Annotated in this window: 25 protein-coding genes; 14 read left to right on the top strand and 11 right to left on the bottom strand. The window is 58.4% G+C overall.

All coding sequences use genetic code 11. The features are described from left to right. Nucleotides 1-28 precede the first annotated feature (28 nt). The 3 genes from QZR14_RS10015 to QZR14_RS10005 all read right to left on the bottom strand — a co-directional run bounded on the left by QZR14_RS10015 (nucleotide 29) and on the right by QZR14_RS10005 (nucleotide 5899). Nucleotides 29-2575 carry a helix-turn-helix transcriptional regulator gene (locus QZR14_RS10015; RefSeq protein WP_311996453.1) on the bottom strand — a complete coding sequence of 849 codons (2547 nt, stop codon included), beginning with the start codon at nucleotides 2573-2575 and terminating at the stop codon, nucleotides 29-31. Between the two features lie 139 nt (nucleotides 2576-2714). Continuing rightward, a complete protein-coding gene (locus tag QZR14_RS10010; protein ID WP_311996452.1) occupies nucleotides 2715-4082 on the bottom strand; it encodes a DUF1329 domain-containing protein in 1368 nt (455 codons plus the stop codon). A gap of 23 nt (nucleotides 4083-4105) precedes the next feature. Further along, a complete protein-coding gene (locus QZR14_RS10005; RefSeq protein ID WP_250607696.1) occupies nucleotides 4106-5899 on the bottom strand; it encodes a DUF1302 domain-containing protein in 1794 nt (597 codons plus the stop codon). Nucleotides 5900-6621: 722 nt separating this feature from the next. On the opposite strand from QZR14_RS10005, the gene QZR14_RS10000 reads away from it, so the two are divergent. From QZR14_RS10000 to QZR14_RS09990, 3 genes are all read left to right on the top strand, one after another. After that, nucleotides 6622-6867 carry a hypothetical protein gene (locus QZR14_RS10000; RefSeq protein ID WP_250607694.1) on the top strand — a complete coding sequence of 82 codons (246 nt, stop codon included), beginning with the start codon at nucleotides 6622-6624 and terminating at the stop codon, nucleotides 6865-6867. Next, a complete protein-coding gene (locus QZR14_RS09995; RefSeq protein WP_311996451.1) occupies nucleotides 6867-7127 on the top strand; it encodes a hypothetical protein in 261 nt (86 codons plus the stop codon). Before QZR14_RS10000 ends, QZR14_RS09995 begins: the two co-directional genes overlap by 1 nt. Before the next feature lie 418 nt (nucleotides 7128-7545). Continuing rightward, nucleotides 7546-8169, top strand: a complete 624-nt coding sequence (locus QZR14_RS09990) for a hypothetical protein (RefSeq protein ID WP_250607690.1) — start codon at nucleotides 7546-7548, stop codon at nucleotides 8167-8169. 48 nt (nucleotides 8170-8217) lie between these two features. Here QZR14_RS09990 and QZR14_RS09985 read toward each other — a convergent pair whose 3' ends face one another. From QZR14_RS09985 to QZR14_RS09965, 5 genes are all read right to left on the bottom strand, one after another. Further along, the gene (locus QZR14_RS09985; RefSeq protein WP_311996450.1) at nucleotides 8218-9129 is read right to left on the bottom strand and encodes an SDR family oxidoreductase; all 912 of its coding nucleotides are present in this window, start codon (nucleotides 9127-9129) and stop codon (nucleotides 8218-8220) included. A gap of 207 nt (nucleotides 9130-9336) precedes the next feature. Next, complete coding sequence (locus tag QZR14_RS09980) at nucleotides 9337-10239, bottom strand: alpha/beta fold hydrolase (RefSeq protein WP_250607688.1); 903 nt, start codon at nucleotides 10237-10239, stop codon at nucleotides 9337-9339. Then, nucleotides 10239-11021, bottom strand: coding sequence for a class II aldolase/adducin family protein (locus tag QZR14_RS09975; RefSeq protein WP_093436071.1), 783 nt, complete (start codon nucleotides 11019-11021; stop codon nucleotides 10239-10241). Before QZR14_RS09975 ends, QZR14_RS09980 begins: the two co-directional genes overlap by 1 nt. A 131-nt stretch (nucleotides 11022-11152) precedes the next feature. Continuing rightward, nucleotides 11153-11839, bottom strand: coding sequence for an LrgB family protein (locus QZR14_RS09970; RefSeq protein ID WP_250607684.1), 687 nt, complete (start codon nucleotides 11837-11839; stop codon nucleotides 11153-11155). Next, nucleotides 11829-12215 carry a CidA/LrgA family protein gene (locus QZR14_RS09965; protein WP_250607682.1) on the bottom strand — a complete coding sequence of 129 codons (387 nt, stop codon included), beginning with the start codon at nucleotides 12213-12215 and terminating at the stop codon, nucleotides 11829-11831. The genes QZR14_RS09970 and QZR14_RS09965 overlap by 11 nt, the downstream gene beginning before the upstream one ends. Nucleotides 12216-12311: 96 nt before the next feature. Here QZR14_RS09965 and QZR14_RS09960 point away from each other — a divergent pair, with 96 nt between their 5' ends. After that, nucleotides 12312-13199 (top strand): LysR family transcriptional regulator, encoded by an 888-nt coding sequence (locus QZR14_RS09960; RefSeq protein ID WP_250607680.1) that lies wholly within the window; start codon nucleotides 12312-12314, stop codon nucleotides 13197-13199. On the opposite strand, the gene QZR14_RS09955 is transcribed toward QZR14_RS09960, so the two are convergent. Then, complete coding sequence (locus QZR14_RS09955; protein ID WP_250607678.1) at nucleotides 13189-13644, bottom strand: flavodoxin; 456 nt, start codon at nucleotides 13642-13644, stop codon at nucleotides 13189-13191. The genes QZR14_RS09960 and QZR14_RS09955 overlap by 11 nt on opposite strands. Before the next feature lie 154 nt (nucleotides 13645-13798). On the opposite strand from QZR14_RS09955, the gene QZR14_RS09950 reads away from it, so the two are divergent. Both QZR14_RS09950 and QZR14_RS09945 read left to right on the top strand, forming a co-directional pair. Continuing rightward, on the top strand, nucleotides 13799-14275 hold the full coding sequence (locus QZR14_RS09950; protein ID WP_250607676.1) for a PAS domain-containing protein: 477 nt from the start codon (nucleotides 13799-13801) through the stop codon (nucleotides 14273-14275). Between the two features lie 54 nt (nucleotides 14276-14329). Next, nucleotides 14330-14935 (top strand): hypothetical protein, encoded by a 606-nt coding sequence (locus QZR14_RS09945; RefSeq protein WP_016987019.1) that lies wholly within the window; start codon nucleotides 14330-14332, stop codon nucleotides 14933-14935. Nucleotides 14936-14938: 3 nt separating this feature from the next. On the opposite strand, the gene QZR14_RS09940 is transcribed toward QZR14_RS09945, so the two are convergent. Continuing rightward, nucleotides 14939-15898 (bottom strand): MerR family transcriptional regulator, encoded by a 960-nt coding sequence (locus QZR14_RS09940; protein WP_311996449.1) that lies wholly within the window; start codon nucleotides 15896-15898, stop codon nucleotides 14939-14941. A gap of 214 nt (nucleotides 15899-16112) precedes the next feature. Between QZR14_RS09940 and QZR14_RS09935 the strand changes: the two genes are divergently transcribed. The 6 genes from QZR14_RS09935 to QZR14_RS09910 all read left to right on the top strand — a co-directional run bounded on the left by QZR14_RS09935 (nucleotide 16113) and on the right by QZR14_RS09910 (nucleotide 19200). After that, a complete protein-coding gene (locus QZR14_RS09935) occupies nucleotides 16113-16679 on the top strand; it encodes an antibiotic biosynthesis monooxygenase (protein ID WP_250607672.1) in 567 nt (188 codons plus the stop codon). A 133-nt stretch (nucleotides 16680-16812) separates the two neighbouring features. Beyond that, nucleotides 16813-17523 (top strand): dihydromonapterin reductase, encoded by a 711-nt coding sequence (gene folM, locus QZR14_RS09930; protein ID WP_311996448.1) that lies wholly within the window; start codon nucleotides 16813-16815, stop codon nucleotides 17521-17523. Nucleotides 17524-17543: 20 nt separating this feature from the next. Beyond that, complete coding sequence (gene folE, locus QZR14_RS09925) at nucleotides 17544-18104, top strand: GTP cyclohydrolase I FolE (protein ID WP_250607669.1); 561 nt, start codon at nucleotides 17544-17546, stop codon at nucleotides 18102-18104. Further along, nucleotides 18105-18476, top strand: coding sequence for a dihydroneopterin triphosphate 2'-epimerase (gene folX, locus QZR14_RS09920; protein WP_007914273.1), 372 nt, complete (start codon nucleotides 18105-18107; stop codon nucleotides 18474-18476). A gap of 96 nt (nucleotides 18477-18572) precedes the next feature. Next, the gene (locus QZR14_RS09915; RefSeq protein WP_201235263.1) at nucleotides 18573-18869 is read left to right on the top strand and encodes a DUF1244 domain-containing protein; all 297 of its coding nucleotides are present in this window, start codon (nucleotides 18573-18575) and stop codon (nucleotides 18867-18869) included. After that, on the top strand, nucleotides 18862-19200 hold the full coding sequence (locus QZR14_RS09910) for a HopJ type III effector protein (protein WP_311996447.1): 339 nt from the start codon (nucleotides 18862-18864) through the stop codon (nucleotides 19198-19200). The genes QZR14_RS09915 and QZR14_RS09910 overlap by 8 nt, the downstream gene beginning before the upstream one ends. Before the next feature lie 187 nt (nucleotides 19201-19387). Here the strand turns inward: QZR14_RS09910 and trxB are convergent, their stop codons facing one another. Next, nucleotides 19388-20350, bottom strand: coding sequence for a thioredoxin-disulfide reductase (gene trxB, locus QZR14_RS09905; protein WP_007912350.1), 963 nt, complete (start codon nucleotides 20348-20350; stop codon nucleotides 19388-19390). Nucleotides 20351-20661: 311 nt separating this feature from the next. Here trxB and cysZ point away from each other — a divergent pair, with 311 nt between their 5' ends. Both cysZ and QZR14_RS09895 read left to right on the top strand, forming a co-directional pair. Next, on the top strand, nucleotides 20662-21414 hold the full coding sequence (cysZ, locus tag QZR14_RS09900) for a sulfate transporter CysZ (protein ID WP_250607666.1): 753 nt from the start codon (nucleotides 20662-20664) through the stop codon (nucleotides 21412-21414). A 54-nt stretch (nucleotides 21415-21468) separates the two neighbouring features. After that, nucleotides 21469-22668, top strand: a complete 1200-nt coding sequence (locus tag QZR14_RS09895) for a glycosyltransferase family 4 protein (RefSeq protein ID WP_123451728.1) — start codon at nucleotides 21469-21471, stop codon at nucleotides 22666-22668. Nucleotides 22669-22716: the final 48 nt, after the last annotated feature.

Here is a 22716-nt window from a genome sequence, read left to right as displayed (position 1 = left end):
ACATTTACACCCACAGAAAACCACAATATCAAACCAGTATTCCCATCAACTTTGCTTTCGCCACAGCCTGAGTCCTGCGCTCCACACCCAACTTTCCGTTAATCCGCCGCGCATGGGTTTTTACTGTATGCAACGAAATAAAAAGTTGTTCGGCAACTTGCTGATTCGAAGCACCTTGAGCAATCAACATCAGCACTTCGCGCTCACGTCGACTGAGGACCGGAACAAGATCATGGCTGTCGCATTGCCAGGCAGGAAACTGCTTGTCAGACACTGTGGCTCTGCGTAACTCCCACTCCCGCATGGCTTGCTGCAATTGGCAGCGTTCCACCAGCATCCCGGCTCGCTGGAAAGCTTGCTGCGCCGCCAACGTGTCACCGCTCGATTCAGCCAACTGGACGAAGGCCAGCAGCAACTCCGTTTCCGCCGTCAACATGCCTCTGGCCTGAGCCTCATTCAACAAACGCTCAAGGCTTGGCAGACAGTTTTCACCCGGATTCAATTGCGTATGCGCGCAGGCCAGCAGGTATTCAATGCGAATAATCAGCTCGAACGTCGCGGGCGGCGCCTGGAGTGCAGAGGGTCCACGGTAGTGCCGTAACAGCCGGCCCAAGGCCTCTTGCACCAATTGCGGTCGGCCCTGCTGCAACCAGAACTGGCTGCTGACCTGAAGCACAACACCGCGATAGACCGTATCGGGAATCTGCCGCTGCTGCATGACCCTTTCGGCCTCGCGCAGGCGTTCGAAAGCGCAGGCATAATCGCCTCGATTGCCGGCCAGTTGAGCCTGCCCCAGGTAGCCATACAAAACCCGTTTGTCTTGACTGCGCAAGCAGTCTTCAAGGCCTCGGCTGAACAGATCCGCAGCCTGCTTTTCAAGCCCCATGCACAGCGCCAGCCGGCCTCGTCGCAGGGCAATCCGGCCCAGCAGCGGCGTGGGTACCAGGGTGCGCTGGCGCAGCAAATGCTCAATGTCCACCAGCAGGTTTTCGGCACGCACAGGCGCGCCTCGCTGCTCGAGCCATTGCGCATGATCAAGCTCGAGCAACCCTTCGAACAACAGGGAGCCGTGCGCGCGTGCCAGGCACAGCGCCTCGCGGTTGCGAGCATGGGCCTGATCGAGTTCACCGCACAGTAATGCCTGCTGCGTGAGCCCCGACAGACACATCAAACGGCCCTGCCAGGCATCATCATTCAGCGCTGACAATGCCTCCTGAAAACAGGCGCGCGCCGGCTCCATTTGCCCTTGCAGGTGACAGAGCCAACCGTGTTGCGCCTGCCAATGTGCCAGCAGTTGCTGCTCCAGGTGCGCCGTCGGTTGTGGCATGAAGCGGGCAAGATGGGCCATGCATTGCGCGGCCTGGTCGAATCGGCCGGCGAACAGCAATGCCCCCGTGACCAGCCTGATCAGTTGCGGTGTCATCAAGGTCAGCTCCCGGCTTTGCTCCTCATGCAAGCGCAACAGCAGGACGACCGTCTGATCTTCCAACAAATCCTCGAAGCTCAAATGCTGCAACAGGCTCACGGCGGTTTCGTATTCTTCGGCCAACAACGCTTGCTCGAACGCCGCTCGCCAATCCTGCGCAACAGTGAACCACTGACAGGCGCGCCGGTGCCACGAACGCGCACACGGCCAGTGCGACTCCTGCATGATTCGCGACAGCGGGCGGAAGACCTGCAGCCAGTCGGCGGACTCCTGCCATGGCTCGATAAAGCAGCCCAGCATCTGCAGATCATGCAGCAACTGTGCGCCTTCACCGGCGCCGAACAAATGCTCGCATAATGCCGCGTTAAACCGTGGCAGGTGGGCCAGAACACGCCACGCCTCGTCCTGCTCGGGTGTCAGATTACTGAAGAGTTCGTGCTGCAGATAATCGAGCAGAGTGTCGACACGCTGTTGCGGCTGCAGGTTTTGCGACCAGTCGCACTTTTGCAGGAGCGCCATGCGCGCACCCGCGCACCAGCCGCCGGTACGCTGGATGATACGGGCGGCGACACGGTCCGCCTGATCTGGCGGCAAATGGCGCAACACCGGTACAACCTCATCGTGAGTCAGCGCCAGGTTGGCGCGCTCGGATTCGTAGAGTTCGTCATCGAGCAACAGGCGCGGCCAGTTGCACTGCGGCCGGCGGCGCGTGCTGATCCACCAGGTGAGCGCCGGGCTGCTGACAGCCAGCAAACGATCCAGCAAAGCATCCAGAGCCGGATCCGGCAGACGACTGTAATCGTCGATGAACAGCGAAGTCGGCCTGGACCAACCTGCCAGTTCCGTCATCAGATGCGTAACGTCAAGGCCTTCGACCAGCCCGAGCGCCCGAGTCAGACGCAGGCAAAACTCCTCGCGGCTGAGCACTGCTCCCGCGAGCGGCAGCCAAATCGCCTCGCAGTCTGCACGCACCTGCAGAAGACATTCGGTGAGCAGAGCGGTTTTGCCACTGCCAGCGGGTGCGCACAACAGCCTGACCCGCGCACTCGATGCCAGCAGAGGTGCACTCAAACGACTGCGAGGCTGATGATATGAAGAAAGTCTTGGCAAAAATCCGGGTCGATCCAGGCACGGGGTCATGGCGGTCATCGGGTGAGCCTTCTTATCATTGTGCGCTCACCCTAGCCCTCTCCTGCGCGCTTGTTGACGAGTATTCAGCACGCTGATTGACGCCCATAAAAAAGGCGACCGTGCGGTCGCCTTTTGCCTTGCCCTTGTAGCAAAAACGTTACCGCACACCCTCTGCGCGCAGGGCCGATGGGGTGTAATCGGCAGCCTTGGCTTCGAAGCCGAACTCGAAACTGTGCTTCTCTTCGTTCTTCATGCCCAAGGCAATGTAGCGACCGGCGATGATGTCGTAGAGCGCTTCCAGCGTGTAGGCCTGGGCCTGGTGATCGTAGTAATACTGAGCGTGGCCTTCGGCGACACGCCACAGTTGCCCGCGACCGTCGTAGTGGTCCGCCAGCGCCACCTGCCAGCTGTCCTCATCGATGTACATGTGACGCTTGGCGTAGATGTGCCGCTCGTTCGGTTTCACCGTGCCGATCACTTCCCACACCCGGTGCAGTTCGTAACGGGTCAGGTCCTGATTGATATGCCCGGCCTTGACGATGTCGTCGTACTTGAGCTTCGGCGAGTCGAGTTTGTAGCTGTTGTACGGGATGTACATTTCCTTCTTGCCGACCAGTTTCCAGTCGTAGCGATCCGGTGCGCCGGAGAACATGTCGAAGTTGTCCGATGTGCGCAGGCCATCGGCGGCGGTACCCGGGCCGTCATAGGCCACTTGCGGCGCCCGGCGTACGCGGCGCTGGCCGGCGTTGTAGATCCATGCCAGACGCGGTTCCTTCACCTGATCGAGGGTTTCATGGACCAGCAGCACGTTACCGGCCAGACGTGCCGGCGCGGTCACCGACTGCTTGAAGAAGGTCAGCACGTTGGCGGCTTTTTCCGGGTCGAGATCCTTCATCAATTGCGGCACGGCGATCTCTTCTTCGAAGCGGATCGGTGTGTAGCTGCCGTTGGTCTGCGGTGTCACCTGGGTGATGATGCGCCGCAGGTTACCGCCGTGATACCGGGTGATGTGGTTCCACAACACCTCCACGCCGTTCTTCGGAATCGGGAAGGCGTAGTAGCGGTTGCCAGTGAAATTGGCCAGGCCGTTACCGTCGTTAATGCTGGTGACATTGAGCGCACTGCGTTTGGCCGACTCATAGATTTCCGCCGGTGCGGCGACCGTGCGGTGGGTCGGGTAGACCGGGATCCTGTAGGTTTCCGGGTAGCGTTTGAACATCGCCACCTGACCGTCGGAGAGCTTGTCCTTGTACTTGTCGACGTTGGCTGCGGTGATGGTGAACAGCGGTTTTTCATTGGCAAACGGGTCGGCGAGAAAGCCTTTGCTGTCCACCGCCCCGGCGTTTTTCGGGATGCCGCCGGTCCATGCCGGGATCGAACCGTCAGCGTTTCCGGCCTTCTCGGCGCCGAGCGGCGTCAGGCTGGTGCCAAGTTTGTTGGCCTCCTCCGCAGATACCGCCGCCATCACATTGGCCGCCAGCAGACTCAGGGCCAGCACACCACATTGCAGAATCATTTTGCGCATTGCATTCATCCTTCTCGGGCAGATCAGAAGTTCACGCCGAAGCTCAGGGCGACGAAGTCACGGTCTTCGAGGACGTTGTAGTCGCCACCGAAAAAGTCGGTGTAACTGAGGCTCGCGGTGTAGGTGTTGCGGTAGTCGGCATCGACGCCGACGCTGATCGCTTTCGCGCCTTCGTTGAACAGGCCGTTGGGGCCATAACCGGCGACGTCATGCGACCACGACAGGTTCGGTTTGAGGTTGATCCCACCAATCACGTTGGCGTAGTCGAGGATCGCCCGGGCGCGGTAGCCCCACGACGTCGAGGTGACAAAACCGTCGGTGTCGCCGCCGAAACCGTATTGGCCGTACACCGAGTCACGGCCATAACGCAGCTTGTCGCGCGACTCCAGACCGCCGACCCGCACCACCGCTGCTTCACCCACCAAGGTCAGGCGTTGAGCGCCCCAGACCTGATCGAAGAAGTGCGTGAGGGTGCTCTGGATCTGCGTAACTTCTTTGCGCCGATAACCCTTGTTATCAGACCCCGGATCGGTGGCGATCGGTGACGCGGCACCGCCGGCAATCGGGTTGAGCAGCGCCAGCGTCAGGTCGTTGGTGTTGACCTGCACCGGAGCGTTGGGCCGGTAGCTGATCTCGCCGGTCCATGCCGTGCCGGTGGGCAATGTAGTGGAAAAACTCGCGCCGTAGAGACGAATGTCCTCCGGGTACTCAAGGTAGTAGCCACCGCGTCCGAGCATCACGCTCTGGGCCAGGCCGGAACCGCTGCCGGGGGCCAGGCCATTGGCGATCCCGACCATGCCCGGCAAGGCAGCCAGTGTCGAAAGACCGGCCGTGGTCGTGCCTACCGTCGGCGTACGGCTGTGGTAGTTCATGAAGTAGAGACCGTACTCAGTGTCGTCACCGAGCCAGCGCAACGCGGTCCCCCATTGCCCGGAGTCACGCGCATCGCGGTCGCCGCCACGGGGAATCACCACCCCCTCACGGGTGACCTGAATGCCCTGACCAAAGGCTTGGGTCAGCGGCACCAACGGCGCGATCGCCGGGTTGCCGACCGTGTAGCCGTTGTTGCAACCGTCCGCCGCCACGTCGACACCGAAGAAGGTGCCGCAGTTGTCGAGAACGGTTTGGTCCCATTCCAGTTGATAGAAACCTTCAACGGTCAGTTGATCGGTCAGGCCTTGGGAGCCAAACAGCATGTTGACCGGAATCAGGCCTTCCTTGATCTCGGCGCCGGGGCGACGAAACGCCGAGACGTCGACCGGGTTGATGCTGTTGATCGAGTTGCCGATAAACGTACTTTCGCCCCAGCTCACCACCTGCTTGCCCGCACGCACAGTGCCCGGCAGGTCGGCGATGGAATAGTTGTGATAGACGAACGCATCGAGAATCTGCGCACCGGAAGACTTCGCACCTTCCTTGCGGCCGCTGTCGCTGATCGGCTTGAACTCGCGGTCTTCGTCTTTCAGCTCGAAGTCGTACCAGTACTTGCCGCGCACGAAGACACCGGTGTCGCCGTACTTGAGTTCGAGGTCGTGAATGCCCTTGAAGATTTTCGAGAAGGTCTCGCCCTTCTTGAAATTCAAACGCCCGTCATCACCGGTCGAGGATTGCCCGGTGCCCCCATTGACCGTGCCGACCAGCGACTTGTCGGCATCGCGCATGCCCCAGCTCGCACCGATCGACAGCGACGAGTCGAAGGTGCCCTCGATTTCGCCAATGTTGAACGCAACTGCTTGCGCCTGGGCGCAGCAACCCAGAGCCACCGCGGCTGCCAGCGCCTGCGGTGTGAAGATGGCGCGCATTGTTGTTTTTGTCATGCGTCTTCCCCGGTGAGTGACAGAAGGCCTCACCCTACTGCCGGACAAGCGCGTCGATAAGCGCACCAAGGAGGTATTCGTGTTGTCGCTCGAAAGAATGAATGGCCTTGCGCGACGGGGCTTTGCGCCGCTCATGGATCGGCTGGATGGCGGATCATCAGTGCCGCGCATGGTGCACATGGGATCACGGGACTGTTACGTGCCCCGCAACAGTGCATGTCCGGAATCGGTATTTTTCCTACGCGTTCAAGACCTTATTCTGAGCGGGCTTTCACGGCACACACCGCGAAGCACGCAGCACTGACCTTTGAGCAACTCAGGCCATTGCTGACAGATTTCAGATGAATCGAAGACTTCGGTTTATCGCCCCGGTGTTCACTGACGTTGATTTGTAGCTCCTTGATCCAACGTCTTACCTTGGCCGCTGCGTTTGCAGCGGCCTTTTTTATGGGCGTTGAAAAAGTATTCCCTACTGCCTGCAAACACTTTCCGAGAACGACGTAGGACCTTTCCTGCGTCGCAGAAGAATTCTCCCTGCTTTGTTATTAGCCTGCGAAAACCCTCTCGAAACAACGCCCTGTTACTTACGGGCTTCTCAGATTTTGTAACCGCAAGTCTGATGTAACTTGAAACACCTCAACCCCTCGCTGGTGACACGGACGTCACTATCGGCCGCGCTGACTTACCAGCGAGTTATCACGCACATTCAAAAGGACATGAATATGCGTACCGACAAACGCTTTTACACTCATAAGATCAGAGAATTCGAAAGGCTTAAAGCCTTGGGATATGGCGACACGGAAATGCCCGATAAAGACTCTTCCGTATGGAACAACGTCCACACTGCAACACTGGAGGATTACAAGCTTAAAGATGATCCAACGTTGTTATATACGCCAGAGGCGCTGGAAGCTGCAAGGCGGCAAGAAGAGCGTGAGTACCAGAAGTTGCTTAAGGAGATGTGGTAATGAATACCATTGAGCAAATTGTGAAAAATGAACCATTGGATGACATCGTCACCGTATTTTCACTGTTCAAACCAAATCCGCACCTGGACATGATGATCAGACAATACAACCGAGATTTGATCAGTAAATATGGAGCCCTAGAGGATGCCTACACTCGACTTATCGCGTCTGGAGTACTGGCACACGGGGATAAAGGCTTAGCTATTAAAGGCCCCAACTGGAAGGCTCCAAAATTTATGGCCGAAAAACGATACGTTTAATGGGTTGTTGGCCGCCAAGCTCGAGCTTGGTGGCCTCATCTCTTTCAGCGCACCTATATTGTTCTTCGGATGCGCCGTTTCTTCGAAATCACTAATCTGCTGCCAATGCTAGGGAGAAATTATTGCTCAGGGTGATTTGTCGCTCCTTGATCAAACGTCTTACCTTGGCCGCTGCGTTTGCAGCGGCCTATTTTATGGGTGCCGTTTTAGCCACCTCACCTGCATCAGCGGGAAGATTCCCCCATTGCTGTAGGAAATCTCCTTGTTTGATCTTCTAATGCCAAGCTATCAAACCGCCCTCCCCACTATTCATACAACTAAACAGTTCATTACTGACGATTGATGCAGATATTTCCGTTCGAAAGCTGATGTAGGTTAATTGCTCCGCAAACCGAAAAATTCGCAGTGAGTAAAACGAATGTTGGAGCAAAGTTTTGTTGAGGGAGCCGAAACAAAAATTGAAGGAAAAGGGTCTGCAGCCAACCTCATCATGATCAAGCGTCTTGACGCCATACTGGAGCGCAAGCTCGAGATGAGCGATACCGATCGACGGTTCTATGCCTATTCACTTCGAATGATGGAGCGATTCAGAGCGATGGGATTCGCCGACGACTACATTCCCAAAAGTAATCCATCCCTTTGGAATAACCTCCATACGGCCACACTTGAAGACTTCAAACTGAGCGACGATGAGTCATTACGCTATACCGACGAGGCCATCGACGCTGCGAAAAAACAGGAGGTGGAAGCATTTGAATGCGTCAGCGGATCCAAGAGTTCGATTGCAAAACTCGAACAAGCTGTCAGGCAAGAAAATCTCAGAGACTTGTTATCAGTTTTGGCTATCGGTTTGGCATTTCCCTCAATCGACACACTGTTCGGGCGTTATCGATTTGAAGTCATCGCGCGCGGTGAATTGTGGAGAGCGTATGAGGAATTATTTCATGAGGGTGTATTGGCTGAGGGCAATGCGGCTGTCGCCATTCCGGGTCCAAACTGGAAAATCCCGGAGTTCATGATTGATAAACGGTACAAGGAATAATGGAACGAGCCTCGCCGCATCGAGAACGCAGCGAGGCTCAAACGTCTTTTAAAGCGAATACTTCTGCAAATTCGCCATCATTTCCTTCAGCGCCTCAATATTGTCCTTCGGATGCGCCGCCCCTTCGAAGTCGCAAATCTGCTGCCAGTGCGCCGCGACATCTTCCGGCGAGAAGCCCACTAGTGGATCAAACCCTGCACCGAGGCTGCGCTCCCAGCGTACCTTGCCCATCCAGCCGCCACCGACCTCAAACAGTCCGGAGGTTTCCTGGCATTGTTCACTGGCCAGATACACCACCAGCGGGCTGACCAGTTCCGGTTTCAGTTGCTCGAACACTTGCGGCGGGATCAGGCCTTCGGTCATGCGCGTGCCGCCAGTCGGCGCAATGGCATTGACGAGGATGTTGTTCTTGCGACCTTCGATGGCCAGGGTGCGGGTCAAACCGTAAAGACCCAGTTTGGCCATGCCGTAGTTGGACTGGCCGAAGTTGCCGTAGATACCTGAAGTTGAGGCTGTGAAGATCACCCGGCCGTAGTTTTGCTCGCGCAGGTGCGGCCAGGCGGCGCGGGTGACTTTGTAGGCGCCTTCGACGTGGACGCGGTAAACCAGATCCCAGTCGGCGTCGTCCATTTTGTGGAAAGTCTTGTCGCGCAGGATCCCGGCGTTGTTGACGACAACGTCGACGCGGCCAAAGGCATCGAGGGCGTTCTGCACCAGTTTGTCGCCGTCGGTGACCGAGTCGTGGTTGGCTTCGGCAATGCCGCCGGCTTCGCGGATTTCTGCCACCACGCGATCGGCGGCGGAGGCGTTGGCGCCTTCACCCTGGGTCGAGCCGCCGAGGTCGTTGACCAGCACTTTGGCACCCTGCCTGGCGAACAACAATGCGTGGGCGCGTCCGAGGCCACCACCGGCTCCGGTGACGATCACGACTTTATCTTCGAAACGCACAGACTCATTCATCGCAGCAACTCCAGCAGGCCAGTATTGAGCCTGAGTGTCAGGCACAGGGCTTTGGGTCACAACGAATACGGCTGAGGCTGAATGGTGCGCGATAAGGTTGGGGGATGATGAGGCCGTCAAAGAAACAAAAGATCAAAAGATCGCAGCCTGCGGCAGCTCCTACATTGGATTTGTGTAGAGGGGCCGCAGGCTGCGATCTTTTGATTTTCAGGAGCAGGCCACTTTGCGCGGCGGCAGCACAAAACGATCGCGAAACGCCAGATAGTGCTTGAGCACCTGCACCGGTGCTTCGGTCTGTGGATAGTGGCCGATGCCCGGCAACAACACCGTGTCGGCGTCGGGGATCAATTCACGGTAACGCTCGACCATGTGCGCCCCGGAAATCGGATCGACTTCGCCATCGATCACCCGCAACGGAATTTCACCGCGCTGCATCGCCGTCACCCAGCGATCACGCTGCACACGGCGTTCGGGAATGTAACTGATCAATTTATGCATGATCCGAGGCCCGCGATTGCTGTCGACCAGGCTCCAGAAATCGTCCAGTTCGCTTTCGCTTGGGCGGGTTTGCGGGCCGAAGATCTGCCGGAAGCTTTTCACCAGAGCGTCGCGAGTGAACGCACGACCGATCATCCAGCCCAGCGGGCTGAGCAGCAATTTTTGCATCAGCACCGGACGATGGGTTTCCGGGAACAATCCGCCGTTGAGAAACACGCAACTGGCGATCTCGATCTTGTCTTCGTAGTGTCGGGCAAGCAGTTCTTGCGCAACACTGTCACCGTAATCGTGCGCCAGCACATGCACGGGTTCCTCGACCTGCAGATGCGCGAGCAAGGCCTGCTGCAAGTCAGCCTGCTCCAGCAGGCTGTAAGTGTGATTGATCGGCTTGGCCGAATCGCCAAAACCAAGCATGTCGCAGGCGATCACCCGATAACGCTGGGCCAGTGGCTGCCACAGGTAATGCCAATCCCAACTGGCGGTCGGAAAACCGTGAATCAGCAACAGCGGCTCACCCTGCCCCGCCGTCCAGTAGCGAATCGGCTGGCCACGAAAGACAAACGTCTGGCTGCGTTTACGCCAGACACACAGAGGAATCTCGGCAAGAGGCATTAGAGTTTATATCCGGGGTCTTGTTTATCGAGTTTGCGCAGCAACGCTGGCCAGGCCAGCGCGCCACCCATGCCTTGAGCACTTTTGGTGACGCCGGCGATCATCGCTTTGGCGCCCGCCAGAATTTGCGGTTCGATGGCGATGAGTTCAGCCCCACCGGTTTGCGCCATGACCTGAATGTCGCAGGCGCGCTGGAAGGTGAACATCATCAGAAAAGTGTCGGCGATGGTGCCACCACAGGTCAGCAGACCGTGGTTGTGCAGCATCAGGAAATTGTTTTCGCCAAGGTCGGCTTGCAGGCGCGCCTTCTCTTCGTGGTTCAGCGCCACGCCTTCGTAGCCGTGATAGGCCAGACTGGAGAGCACGAACAGCGACTGCTGACTGATCGGCAACACACCCTGCTTTTGCGCCGACACCGCGACACCGGAAGCGGTGTGCGTATGCAGCACGCAAACCACATCGTGCCGCACTTCGTGCACGGCGCTGTGGATGGTGTAGCCGGCGGGGTTGATCTCGTAGGGGCTGTCCATGAGTTTGTTGCCGGCCTGATCGACTTTCACCAGGCTCGAGGCGGTGATCTCATGGAACATCAGACCGAACGGGTTGATCAGGAAATCTTCGGTTCCCGGCACTTTGGCGGAAATATGGGTGAAGATCAGATCGTCCCAGCCATGCAAGGCGACCAGACGATAACAAGCGGCGAGATCGACGCGGGTCTGCCATTCCGCGGCGCTGACCTGGTCTTTGACATTAAGGGACGATTGGACGGGGGCTACGCTCACTGTATGCACCTCTGCGTTCTTATTGTTCTGCACGTACGAGCAGTCTAGTCAGGCGCAGAGCATCGCGTAGTTGCATTGCCAGCCAGCTTGATGACTGAACGGGTCAGCCATGCAAACTCCTTGGATCCATGTCAAAGCCACGACGCCAACAAAGGCGCGGCAAACAGGTTGAGCAACCCGGTCAGCACCATCACCAGCCCGGCGACAGAACCTTCTTCACCGCCCACTTCATGGGCCCGGCTGACCCCGGCTCCGTGCGCGCCAACCCCGAACAACGCGCCGCGGGCCAAGGCGCTGCGCAGTGGCAACCACTTCAACAGCACCCCGCCGAGCATTGCGCCGAACACACCGGTGAACATCACGAAGACCGCCGTCAACTCCGGCACGCCGCCGAGGTTTTGTGCCAGCGGCATGGCGAACGGTGTGGTGATCGAGCGTGGCACCAGTGACATCGTCACGGAGCTGTCGAGCGCCAATGCCTTGGCCAATCCGAAGGAAGTACCGATCGATGCCGCACTGCCGGCCACCATGCCCAGCAGCAGTGCCGACCAGTGCCGCATCAATAAGCAACGCTGCTGCCAGATCGGCACGGCGAAGGCGACGGTCACCGGGCCCAGCACCAACATCAGCCAATGGGTATTGCTGGAGTATTCGGCATAAGCGGTGTGCAACGGCACAGCCAGCGCCAGCAACAACGCCGGCACCAGTATCAGCGGCGACAACACGTAGCGTCCGGTGCGCCGATATAACCAGCGACTGAACAAGTACGCCAACAGGGTAAAGGCCAGCCAGAACATCGGCATCCATTCAAGCTTCATGGGAACGCCTCATGCGCACGGCAAGCTCTACGGTGAAAGCCGTCACCAGCATCACCATTAATGTACTGGCGGCGATTACCAACAGGATTCGCCAGCCGTCATTGCGCAGCAGCGCGCCGTAGTCGAGCAGACTCATCAGCGCCGGTATGAAGAACAACAACATTTCGGCCATCAGCAAGCCCGCGCCCAATTGCAGGGCGGCGGGTTTTATCCAGCCGAAGGCAAAAGCCAGCAGCAACAGCGCCATGCCGATCACGCCACCGGGAATCGGCCACGCCAGCCAGGCGCCGAGCTGGCAGCCAAGCAGGTAGAGGCCGAGCAACACGGCGAGTTCGGCGAGAAGACGAGACAGGTGTTTGAGGGTGACAGTGTTCATGTTTTGCTCTCCAGACAGGCACTTATTTTATGAAGTGCCCTGCCATCCCTGAAGCGAATTGTTAGACTCAATGCCATTCCAAAATGGAATCAAGCAATGGAATTCAAACAGCTGCGCAGTTTTGTCGAAGTCATGCATCAGGGCGGTTTCACCCAGGCCGCAAAAACCCTGCACATCAGCCAGTCAGCGGTGAGCAAACAGATCGCACAACTGGAGCAGAGCCTCGGCACGCCATTGCTCGAACGGCTCGGTTCACAGTTACGCCTGACCGCTGCCGGCAGCGTGGTGCTGCAACGGGCCGAGGGCATGCTGCGCTTGCGCAACGAATTGCTCGCGGAACTGGATGATCTGAGTCATCTGGCGCGTGGAGAACTGCGCCTGGGTTTGCCACTGCTGGGAAGCGATGCACTGTTCGCAGAATTGTTTGCCGAATACCGCCGACGCTATCCGAATATCAGCATTCAGTTACTTGAGGGCGGTAGCCGCAACATCGAGCAGGCGGTGCTCAGCGGTGAACTGGAGTTGGGTGGCAGTCTGTTGCCCAAGGATCCGCAATTCGACTGTCAGCCGTTTTGCGATGAGAAACTCGACGCCCTGCTGCCCGTGGATCATCCGCTGGCCGATCGAGGCGAGATTGGTCTGGAGGAGTTGGCCGAGACCCCCTTTCTGCTCTATCAGCGCAGCTTCGTGCTCAACGACCGCTTGCTGCAGGCGTGCCAGCAACTGGGTTTCACACCGAAGGAAGGCGGACGCAGCGGTCAGGCGGATTTCCTTGCGGCGCTGGTGGCCGCCGGGCAAGGCGTGGTGCTGTTGCCCAGCGTGGTGGCTCGCGGGCTAGTGCGGCCAGGCGTGGTGCGCCTGACCTTGCGCGCGCCGGATTATCTGCGTTGGGATATCGCGTTTATCTGGCGGCGCGGCGCCTATCTGTCGAAAGCCGCACAGGCGTGGCTGAGCCTGCTGCGTGAACGGGCAATCAGCCCTTGAGCGCTTCGATCAACTGCGCCAGCCAAGGCTCGGCATCGGTTTCCGGGGTGACGCTTTCGCTGGCGTCGATGCGCAGCATCTCTTGCACTTCACGCACGCCCAGTTCGCCAAACAGTTCACGCATTTGCTCACCACCGCCGCAGAAAGTGTCGCCGTAACTGGCGTCGCCCAAGGCAATCACCGCGCCCGGCAAACCGAGCAATTGCGCTGGCAACTGATCGCGAATCGCCGAATACAGCGGTTGCAGGTTATCGGGCAATTCGCCCATGCCAGTGGTCGAGGTCACTGCGAGCAATGCTTCGGGGCCGAACGCCTGGATGTCGGCGAGGCTGGCGCGCGAGTTGTAGAAGGTTTCAAAGCCCGCGGCTTTCAACAGGTTCTGGGCGTGACGGGCGACTTCTTCGGCGGTGCCATAGACCGAACCGGAGAGGATGGCGACTTTCATCAATCTGATCCTGAAACTGGAAAAAAAGAGCCGCGATAGTAACAGCCTCAAGCGCAAAGCTGCGACTGGATCTCAATTGGCGGTAATGGCCAGTAGACAGCGCCTGCGGTTCTTCTAGAATGCGTGCCACTGACAACTCTGAAAGGATTCAAAGATGATCAACGCCAACCTGCTGCAAATGGTGATCAACGCGTCGAACGACGGGATCGTGGTCGCTGAAAAGGAAGGTGAACAGGACAACATCCTGATTTATGTGAACCCGGCTTTCGAACGTCTGACCGGCTATACCAGCGAGGAGATTCTTTATCAGGACTGCCGGTTTCTGCAGGCCGGTGATCGTGATCAGGAGAGTCTGGCGCTGATTCGCGAAGTCTTGCGCAACAATGGATCGTGCCGGGAAATCCTGCGCAACTATCGCAAGGACGGCACACCGTTCTGGAATGAACTGTCGCTTTCAACGGTGAAAAACGTCGAAGACGGGCAGACCTATTTCGTTGGCGTGCAGAAGGACGTCACGGTTCAGGTCAAGGCGCAACAGCGCGTGATTCAACTGGAAGCTGAAGTCGCTGCCCTCAAAGCAGAATTGGCAGCATTGAAAGCGACAAACGGTCAAAACAAAATCGCGAACTAAGTGTCATTAACTACAATCACCAATGACTTTGTATCTATATCTTTCGAGTTAGCCATGCAGCGCGACGCCCTCCTCACTCAGGATGAGCTGGATTTTATCCAGACCATGCAGCACAACCCGCAACTGAACGTGCGGGATGCGACGTCGAGTCTGCTGGTTAACGGCGGTTCGCAGATCCGTGATTTGCTCACCCGCCTTGCCGCTCACGAGCAAGTGACCATTCAGGCCAACTTCGAAAATCAGCAGATGACTTTCCCGTTGCATCTGGTGGAAGACGAGTTCCACGCTTTGCATCTGCGTCTCGGTGTACCGAGTATTTATGAAGATGGCCCGATGGTGCGGCCATGGCGACTGACTCTCGAAGAGCCGGTTGCCCTGGAAAATGCCAAGGGGCAGCCGGGCACGTTGTGGGTCCACGAGGTTTCGCACAAAGGTGTGCTGCTGGAAGTGCGCAACAAGACCAAGCCACCCAAGCATTTCGCGCTGTGGTTCAGCCCTTCGGGCTACGAGCGGATTTCATTGCGGGGCAATTTCGAACGGGAAACCGAGAGCGGTTTCTACGCCTACGAACTGAGCCAGACCGACACCGATGAAACAGAGCGTCTGCGCCAGTTCATCCTGCAGCAACATCGCCTGACGCATCCCGCCCTTCACACCTGAGTTTCAGGTGTCCAGATTCCCCGCGAGAAACTGCAGCATGCGCTGACGCATGTTCGCGCCTTCATTGCCCAGGCACGCAACTGACGATCCGGCCAGGCTGTCCTGCGCCAGATCTGAAGCGTCGCCCGCCAGCATCAACTGACATTCGAGACTCAACGCCAAGCGGTTCAGACGCCGAGGCAATTCGGCATTGGGGGCGTGATTGGAAAACAGCACGAGTGCATCAGGTTTGATCTTTTCGCACACCAACGTCAGTTCATCGAACGGCTGACCTGTCGTCAGCACCCGAACGCCGGAATTGCTATCACTGAGGAACAACGCCGCCACCAGCAACTCCAGCTCCCGGCATTGCCCGGCCAGTGCGCTGACGATCACCCGACGCGGTTGCGTGCCACGCAGCATGACGATCCGTTGCAACACCCGCGCCCGCAGGAACCCGTCGAAGAACAGCCACTCGCTGGTTTGTCCGAACGCGTCCTGGCGCTGCAACATCTGCAGCCATAACGGCATGAGAATGTCCTGAAATACCACGGACAATGCGTAGGAAGAGAAAATCTGCCCATAGACGCGATCCAGTTGCTGGTCGTCGAACGCACTGACCGCCTGCTGGATCTGCTCCTGCCATTGCAGATAATCGGCCTGCACCAGGTCATCCGGGATGATGTGCGCCAATACTTTCATCGGCTCGGTCTTGGCGAGGATCTTGCCGACTTTGCTCACGGCAACACCGCGATCAATCCAGTCGACGATGCTGCGCACACGCTCGATATCGGTCATCGAATAGAGCCGATGCCCACTTTCAGTGCGTGTTGGTTGAATCAAACCGTAGCGCCGTTCCCACGCGCGCAAGGTCACCGGGTTTACACCTGTCAGGCGTGCGACCTCCCGAATCGGGAACAAATCGGCGCGTTCCAGCGCAACAGAGGCCTGCGTGGCAGGGTTTGCGTCCGTGATCACAGGCATAGGGGCGTTCAACTTCCATGTCGGGTCAATTGGATCCTATTCTAACGCTTATGCCCCGATTGGGTTCAAGTGATGAAATGCGAAGAACGTCGCTGGTTTAATCGTGAAAATCCGGAATAATCCTTGCTTGTTGAAAAGCGTAGGCCTCTACCCCGGTCCTGCGTCAGGCGAAACTCCTACCCGGAGCGACGCAATCGAAATACGGAGATACATAATGTCTACTTCCCCCGTCACGCTGATGGTTGCCCGTCGCGTCGCTGATGGCCGCTATCAAGACTTGATCGCCTGGCTGCGCGAAGGCGAACAACTGGCCACTGATTTCCCCGGTTATCTGGGCTCCGGCGTGCTCGCTCCGCCACCCGGCGATAACGAATTCCAGATCATCTTCCGCTTTGTCGATGAGCAAACGTTGCATGCGTGGGAGCATTCGGTTTCACGTACCGCGTGGCTGAGCCGTGGCAGCGATCTGTTCGCCCACCCCAAAGAGCATCGGGTCAGTGGCATCGAAGGCTGGTTCGGCGCTGCCGGGCAACGTCCTCCACGATGGAAGCAGGCCGTTGCGATCTGGCTGGCGTTCTTTCCGGTGTCACTGCTGTTCAACTTTGTCCTCGGCCCGTTGCTCGCAGAACTGAGCCTGTTGCCGCGGATTTTGATCAGCACCGCGTGCCTGACGCCGTTGATGGTTTACTTCTTTATCCCGCTGTCGACCCGATTGCTGGCGAACTGGCTGAACAGTACGCCGGTGCGACTGCCTGTTTCGGCGGCACCTCAGAAACATTAAAGATCGCAGCCTCGTCGCACTCGACAGCTTCTACAGGACTGCATACAGGCCAAGGTAGGAGCTGCCGCAGGCTGCGATCTTTTCAGGCTCGTCGCTGTTATAGTTTTTACTCCAACCGCGATGCGAGCCGTTCATGCCTGATTCCTCAGCCCCGATCCTCATCACCGGTGCCGGCCAGCGTGTCGGCCTGCATTGTGCGCAGCGGTTGCTCGAAGACGGCCATCGCGTCATCTTCACCTACCGCAGCGAACGCCCGGGTGTGCAAACGCTGCGCGATCTGGGCGCCATTGGCCTGTTCGCCGACTTCTCGAGCGAGGTCGGGATCCTCGCGTTCATCAATGAACTGAAAACCCACACCGACAGCTTGCGCGCCATCGTCCACAACGCCTCCGAGTGGCTGGTCGAAACCCCAGGCTATGAGGCCGAAGCGTTCACGCAGATGTTCAATCTGCACATGCTCGCGCCGTACCTGATCAACCTGCACTGTGGCGAAATGCTGCAACGCTCGACGCCCGCTGACATCGTCCACATCAGCGACGATGTCACACGCAAAGGCAGTAGCAAACACATCGGCTATTGCGCCAGCAAAGCCGGGCTCGACAGCCTGACCCTGTCCTTCGCCGCCCGCTATGCGCCGGCAATCAAGGTCAACGGCATCGCCCCGGCCCTGCTATTGTTCAATCCCGACGACGACGCGGCGTACCGCGCCAAGGCACTGGCCAAGTCCGCGCTGGGCATCGAACCCGGCAGCGAAGTGATCTACCAGAGCCTGCGCTATCTGCTCGACAACCCTTATGTCACCGGTACGACCCTGACCGTCAACGGCGGACGGCACGTCAAGTAAGCCGACTCGCGAGGATGTCCATGACCCGCTCACTGCCCGAGAATTACCGCGAAATCCTCATTGGCCTCGGCGAAGATCCCGACCGTGAAGGATTGCAAGACACCCCTGCGCGCGCGGCCAAGGCCATGCAATACCTGTGTCATGGTTACGAACAGAGCGTTGATGAGATCGTCAACGGCGCGCTGTTTGCCTCGGACAGTGACGAGATGATCATCGTCGCTGACATCGAGTTGTACTCTTTGTGCGAACATCACCTGCTGCCCTTCATCGGCAAGGCCCATGTGGCTTATATTCCGACGGGCAAGGTGCTGGGTCTGTCGAAAATCGCGCGACTGGTGGACATGTTCGCCCGGCGCCTGCAGATTCAGGAAAACCTCACCCGACAAATCGCCGACGCAATGCAACAGGTCACCGATGCCGCCGGCGTCGCGGTCGTCATTGAGGCCAGACACATGTGCATGATGATGCGCGGTGTCGAGAAACAGAATTCGACCATGAACACCTCGGTCATGCTCGGCGCGTTCCGCGAGTCGAGCAACACCCGCCAGGAGTTCCTGCAATTGATTGGACGGAGCAAGTAAATGCCACAACTTCAGCCGGGAATGGCGCGCATCCGGGTCAAGGATCTGCGCTTGCGCACCTTTATCGGGATCAACGAGGACGAAATCCTCAACAAGCAGGATGTGCTGATCAACCTGACCATTCTGTATGCCGCGCAGGAAGCGGTGCGTGACAATGATATCGACCACGCGCTGAATTACCGCACGATCACCAAAGCGATCATCGCCCACGTCGAGGGCAACCGCTTTGCGCTGCTCGAACGCCTGACTCAGGAATTGCTCGATCTGGTGATGAGCAACGGTTCAGTGCTGTATGCCGAAGTCGAAGTCGACAAGCCGCACGCGCTGCGTTTTGCCGAGTCGGTGTCAATCACGCTTGCAGCGAGCCGCTAGCTTCAAGCTTAAAGCGGCAAGCTGTAAACTTCGTATCACCGCCACCCATTTTGCAGCTTGAAGCTCGTCGCTTGAAGCTGTCTCGCAGAGACTCCCATGAACGAGCAACAACGCCTCGAACTCGAAGCCGCCGCCTTCCGCCGGCTGGTCGCCCACCTGGACAGCCGCAAGGACGTGCAGAACATCGACCTGATGAATCTCGCCGGCTTCTGCCGCAATTGCCTGTCGAAGTGGTACAAGGCCGAAGCTGACGAGCGCCAGATCGAGGTCAGCCTCGATGACGCCCGCGAAGTGGTTTACGGCATGCCGTACGCCGAGTGGAAAGCCCAATATCAGCAAGAAGCCAACGCCGAGCAACAAGCCGCGTTCGCCAAAGGAAAAACCCATGAGTGATCTGAACAGCCTGCGCAGCAGCCTGAAGAGCGGCGAGCACGCATTCGCCGACACCCTGACGTTCATCGCCGCCGGTTACGACTACCAGCCGCAGGCCTTCAACAACGGCGGCGTGGAAAACGCCGCCGGGCAGAACGAAGGCTCGTGCAAGACCCTGGGTCTGGCGCTGCTGGAAGGTCTGAGCGATGAAGAAGCGCTGCTGGCGTTTGGCGAGCATTACCGTTCGGTGGTGGCCACGCCTGAGGGCAGTGATCACGGCAATATCCGTGCATTGATCCAGCATGGCCTGGCCGGCGTGAAGTTCACTACCCAATCCCTGACCCGCCGCTGATTCCATAGCCAACCACAATCCCCTGTGGGAGCGAGCCTGCTCGCGAATACGGACTGACATTCAACATTGATGTCGACGGATAAACCGCATTCGCGAGCAGGCTCGCTCCCACATTTGATCTGTGGTGACTGTGATTCTCGGGCACAAAAAAACCGGCCAATGTGGCCGGTTTTTTTATGTCTGCGATTTAGAACGAAGCGTTCTGCAGACCGTCCAGGTAACGCTCGGTGTCCAGTGCCGCCATGCAGCCGGCGCCGGCCGAGGTGATGGCCTGACGGTAAACGTGGTCAGCCACGTCACCGGCAGCGAAGATGCCTTCGACGCTGGTTGCAGTGGCATTACCTTCACGGCCACCGTGCACGACCAGATAGCCGTCTTTGAGGGTCAACTGACCTTCGAACAGCGAGGTGTTCGGGGTGTGGCCGATGGCGATGAACACGCCGTCGACGGTGATTTCGTCGAAGCTGCCGTCGTTATTCTTCAGACGCGCACCGGTCACGCCCATGTTGTCGCCCAGGACTTCGTCAAGGTTGGCGTTCAACTTGAGGATGATCTTGCCTTCGGCCACACGGGCGTTGAGCTTGTCGATCAGGATCTTCTCAGCGCGGAAGGTTTCGCGGCGGTGGATCAGGGTCACGGTGCTGGCGATGTTGGCCAGGTACAGCGCCTCTTCAACAGCGGTGTTGCCGCCGCCAACCACTGCAACAGGCTTGTTGCGGTAGAAGAAGCCGTCGCAGGTGGCGCAGGCGGAAACGCCTTTGCCCATGAACGCTTCCTCCGACGGCAGGCCCAGGTAACGCGCGCTGGCACCAGTGGCGATGATCAGGGCGTCGCAGGTGTAGGTCGCGCTGTCACCGGTCAGGGTGTAAGGCTTGGCAGCGAAATCCACAGCGTTGATGTGATCGAAAACGATCTCGGTTTCAAAACGCTCGGCGTGCTCGCGCATCCGCTCCATCAGGGCTGGACCGGTCAAGCCGTGAACGTCGCCCGGCCAGTTGTCGACTTCGGTGGTAGTGGTCAGTTGACCGCCAGCCTGCATGCCAGTGATCAGCAGTGGCTTGAGGTTGGCGCGGGCCGCGTATACCGCAGCGCTGTAACCGGCAGGGCCGGAACCGAGAATAATCACTCGCGAATGACGGACTTCAGACATGACCTGCTCCTGTTGACCGGGCCGAAAAACGGGCGCGGATCGCCGGACTGCCGGCGGGAATAAAAAAGGACCGTGGAAAACCTTGGGGAAGGCTTGAGCTCGACAGTCCTGTAAAAAGTTGGGTGCAGCGTATCGAGGGGGGCAAGATTAAGGAAATACGGTTTAACAATCCAGCTCATAGGTGGTCTCTATGCCGACACACTGACGAGATGGACGTCTTTGTTACAGTGCATGTCGATCACTCTGCCGCGCTTTCACCACTGGTGCAAAGCCGGTAAGGTCGGCGCGTTTTCCCTTGCTCGGAGCACCTTATGCCCGCCCCTGTTCTGTCCGGCCCGCAATACCTGCGCGAAGGCCTCAAACTGGTCCTCAGCCCCGGCTTGCGCCTGTTCGTGTTGTTGCCGCTGGCGATCAACCTGGTGCTGTTCGTCGGATTGATCTATCTGGCCGGCCACCAGTTCAGCCTGTGGGTCGATACGCTGATGCCATCGCTACCCGAGTGGCTGAGTTTCCTCAGCTACATTCTTTGGCCGTTGTTTGTGGTGCTGGTGGCACTGATGGTGTTTTTCACTTTCACCATGCTGGCCAACGTGATCGCCGCGCCGTTCAATGGCTTTCTCGCGGAAAAAGTCGAAGTGGTGGTACGCGGCACCGATGATTTTCCGGCATTCAGCTGGGGCGAACTGATCGCGATGATCCCGCGCACCCTCGCCCGGGAAATGCGCAAACTCGGCTACTTCCTGCCGCGTGCCATCGGCCTGTTCATTCTCTCGTTCATCCCGGTGGTGAATATCATTGCCGCACCGCTGTGGCTGCTGTTCGGCGTATGGATGATGGCGATCCAGTACATCGACTACCCGGCGGACAACCACAAGCTGGGCTGGAACGAGATGCTCGCCTGGCTGCGGCAGAAGCGCTGGCAGAGCATGAGTTTTGGCGGGATCGTCTATCTGGTACTGCTGATTCCGGTGGTCAACATCCTGATGATGCCAGCAGCTGTGGCCGGGGCGACGCTGTTCTGGGTGCGCGAACGCGGTTCAGAAAACCTCGTGACTCAGCGCTGAGCCACTGACCGATAGCGCGTCACAAATCCATCATCCGAACGTCACAAGCACGACATGGCCTCAGTCGACACTGAGGTCATGACGACAGCTCTACACATCACCCTGATCAGCGAAACCTTCCCACCGGAAATCAACGGGGTGGCCAATACCCTTGGACGCTTGTGCGATGGCTTGCGCGCGCGTGGCCACCAAGTGGAACTGGTGCGCCCGCGTCAGGCCGGTGATCCACAGCGCAGTGAAGATGACGCGCTGCTGTTGTGTCGCGGCTGGCCATTGCCGGGGTATCCGGGGCTGCAATGGGGTCAGTCGTCGATGCACAAGCTGCTGCGACGCTGGAAACGTCAGCGTCCGGACGTGCTGTACATCGCCACGGAAGGGCCGCTCGGTTTGTCGGCGTTACGGGCGGCGCGGCGTTTGGGGATTTCGGTGGTCAGCGGGTTTCACACCAACTTTCAGCAATACACCAGTCAGTATGGCCTCGGTCTGTTGACGCGAATGCTCACGCATTATCTGCGCTGGTTTCACAATCGCTCGGCGATGACGTTGGTGCCGAGCGTCAGCCAGCGGCTGGAATTGGAGCGACGGCATTTCGAGCGCTTGGCGCTGTTGTCGCGTGGCGTGGACAGCCAATTGTTTCACCCGAGCAAACGGCTGAATGCCTTGCGTGAGCAATGGGGCCTATCCGAGCAGGACATTGCGGTGATTCACGTAGGACGCCTCGCGCCGGAGAAGAACCTTGGCCTGCTCAAGCGCTGCTTCGAAAAACTGCGCGACACTTATCCACAGCGCAATCTGAAATTGGTCGTCGTCGGTGACGGGCCGCAGCGGCTGGCGCTGGAAAAGGATGTGCCCGAGGCGATTTTCTGCGGCGCGCAGCGCGGTGAAGCATTAGCGGCGCATTACGCATCCGGCGATGTTTTTCTGTTTCCCAGCCTGACCGAAACCTTCGGCAACGTGGTGCTGGAAGCATTGGCCTCCGGGTTGGGTGTGGTGGCTTACGATCAGGCTGCGGCGGCGCAACATATTCGCCACGGTTACAACGGCGTATTGGCGATGCCCGGAGATGAAGAGGCGTTTTGCGATGCCGCTGCATGGTTACTGGAAGAGGATGAGCGGCTGCGCTGTGTGCGCCTGAATGCGCGGCAGCATGCGAGTCGCCAGGGTTGGCCGGCGGTTATCGAGCAGTTTGAAAAGCACTTGCGCGGGGCTTGTGTGGGGGAGCAGGTGGTGCCGAATGCGCAGACATTGCCTTGAATCTTTGCTGACCTTAGAACAGCTTTCGCGAGCAGCCTCGCTCCCACA

It is taken from the genome of Pseudomonas sp. rhizo66 (assembly GCF_031931925.1).
In the GTDB taxonomy this organism is placed as follows: Bacteria; Pseudomonadota; Gammaproteobacteria; order Pseudomonadales; family Pseudomonadaceae; genus Aquipseudomonas.
Note: the sequence above shows the minus strand (reverse complement) of the source record. Positions and strands in the feature narration are given on the sequence as shown.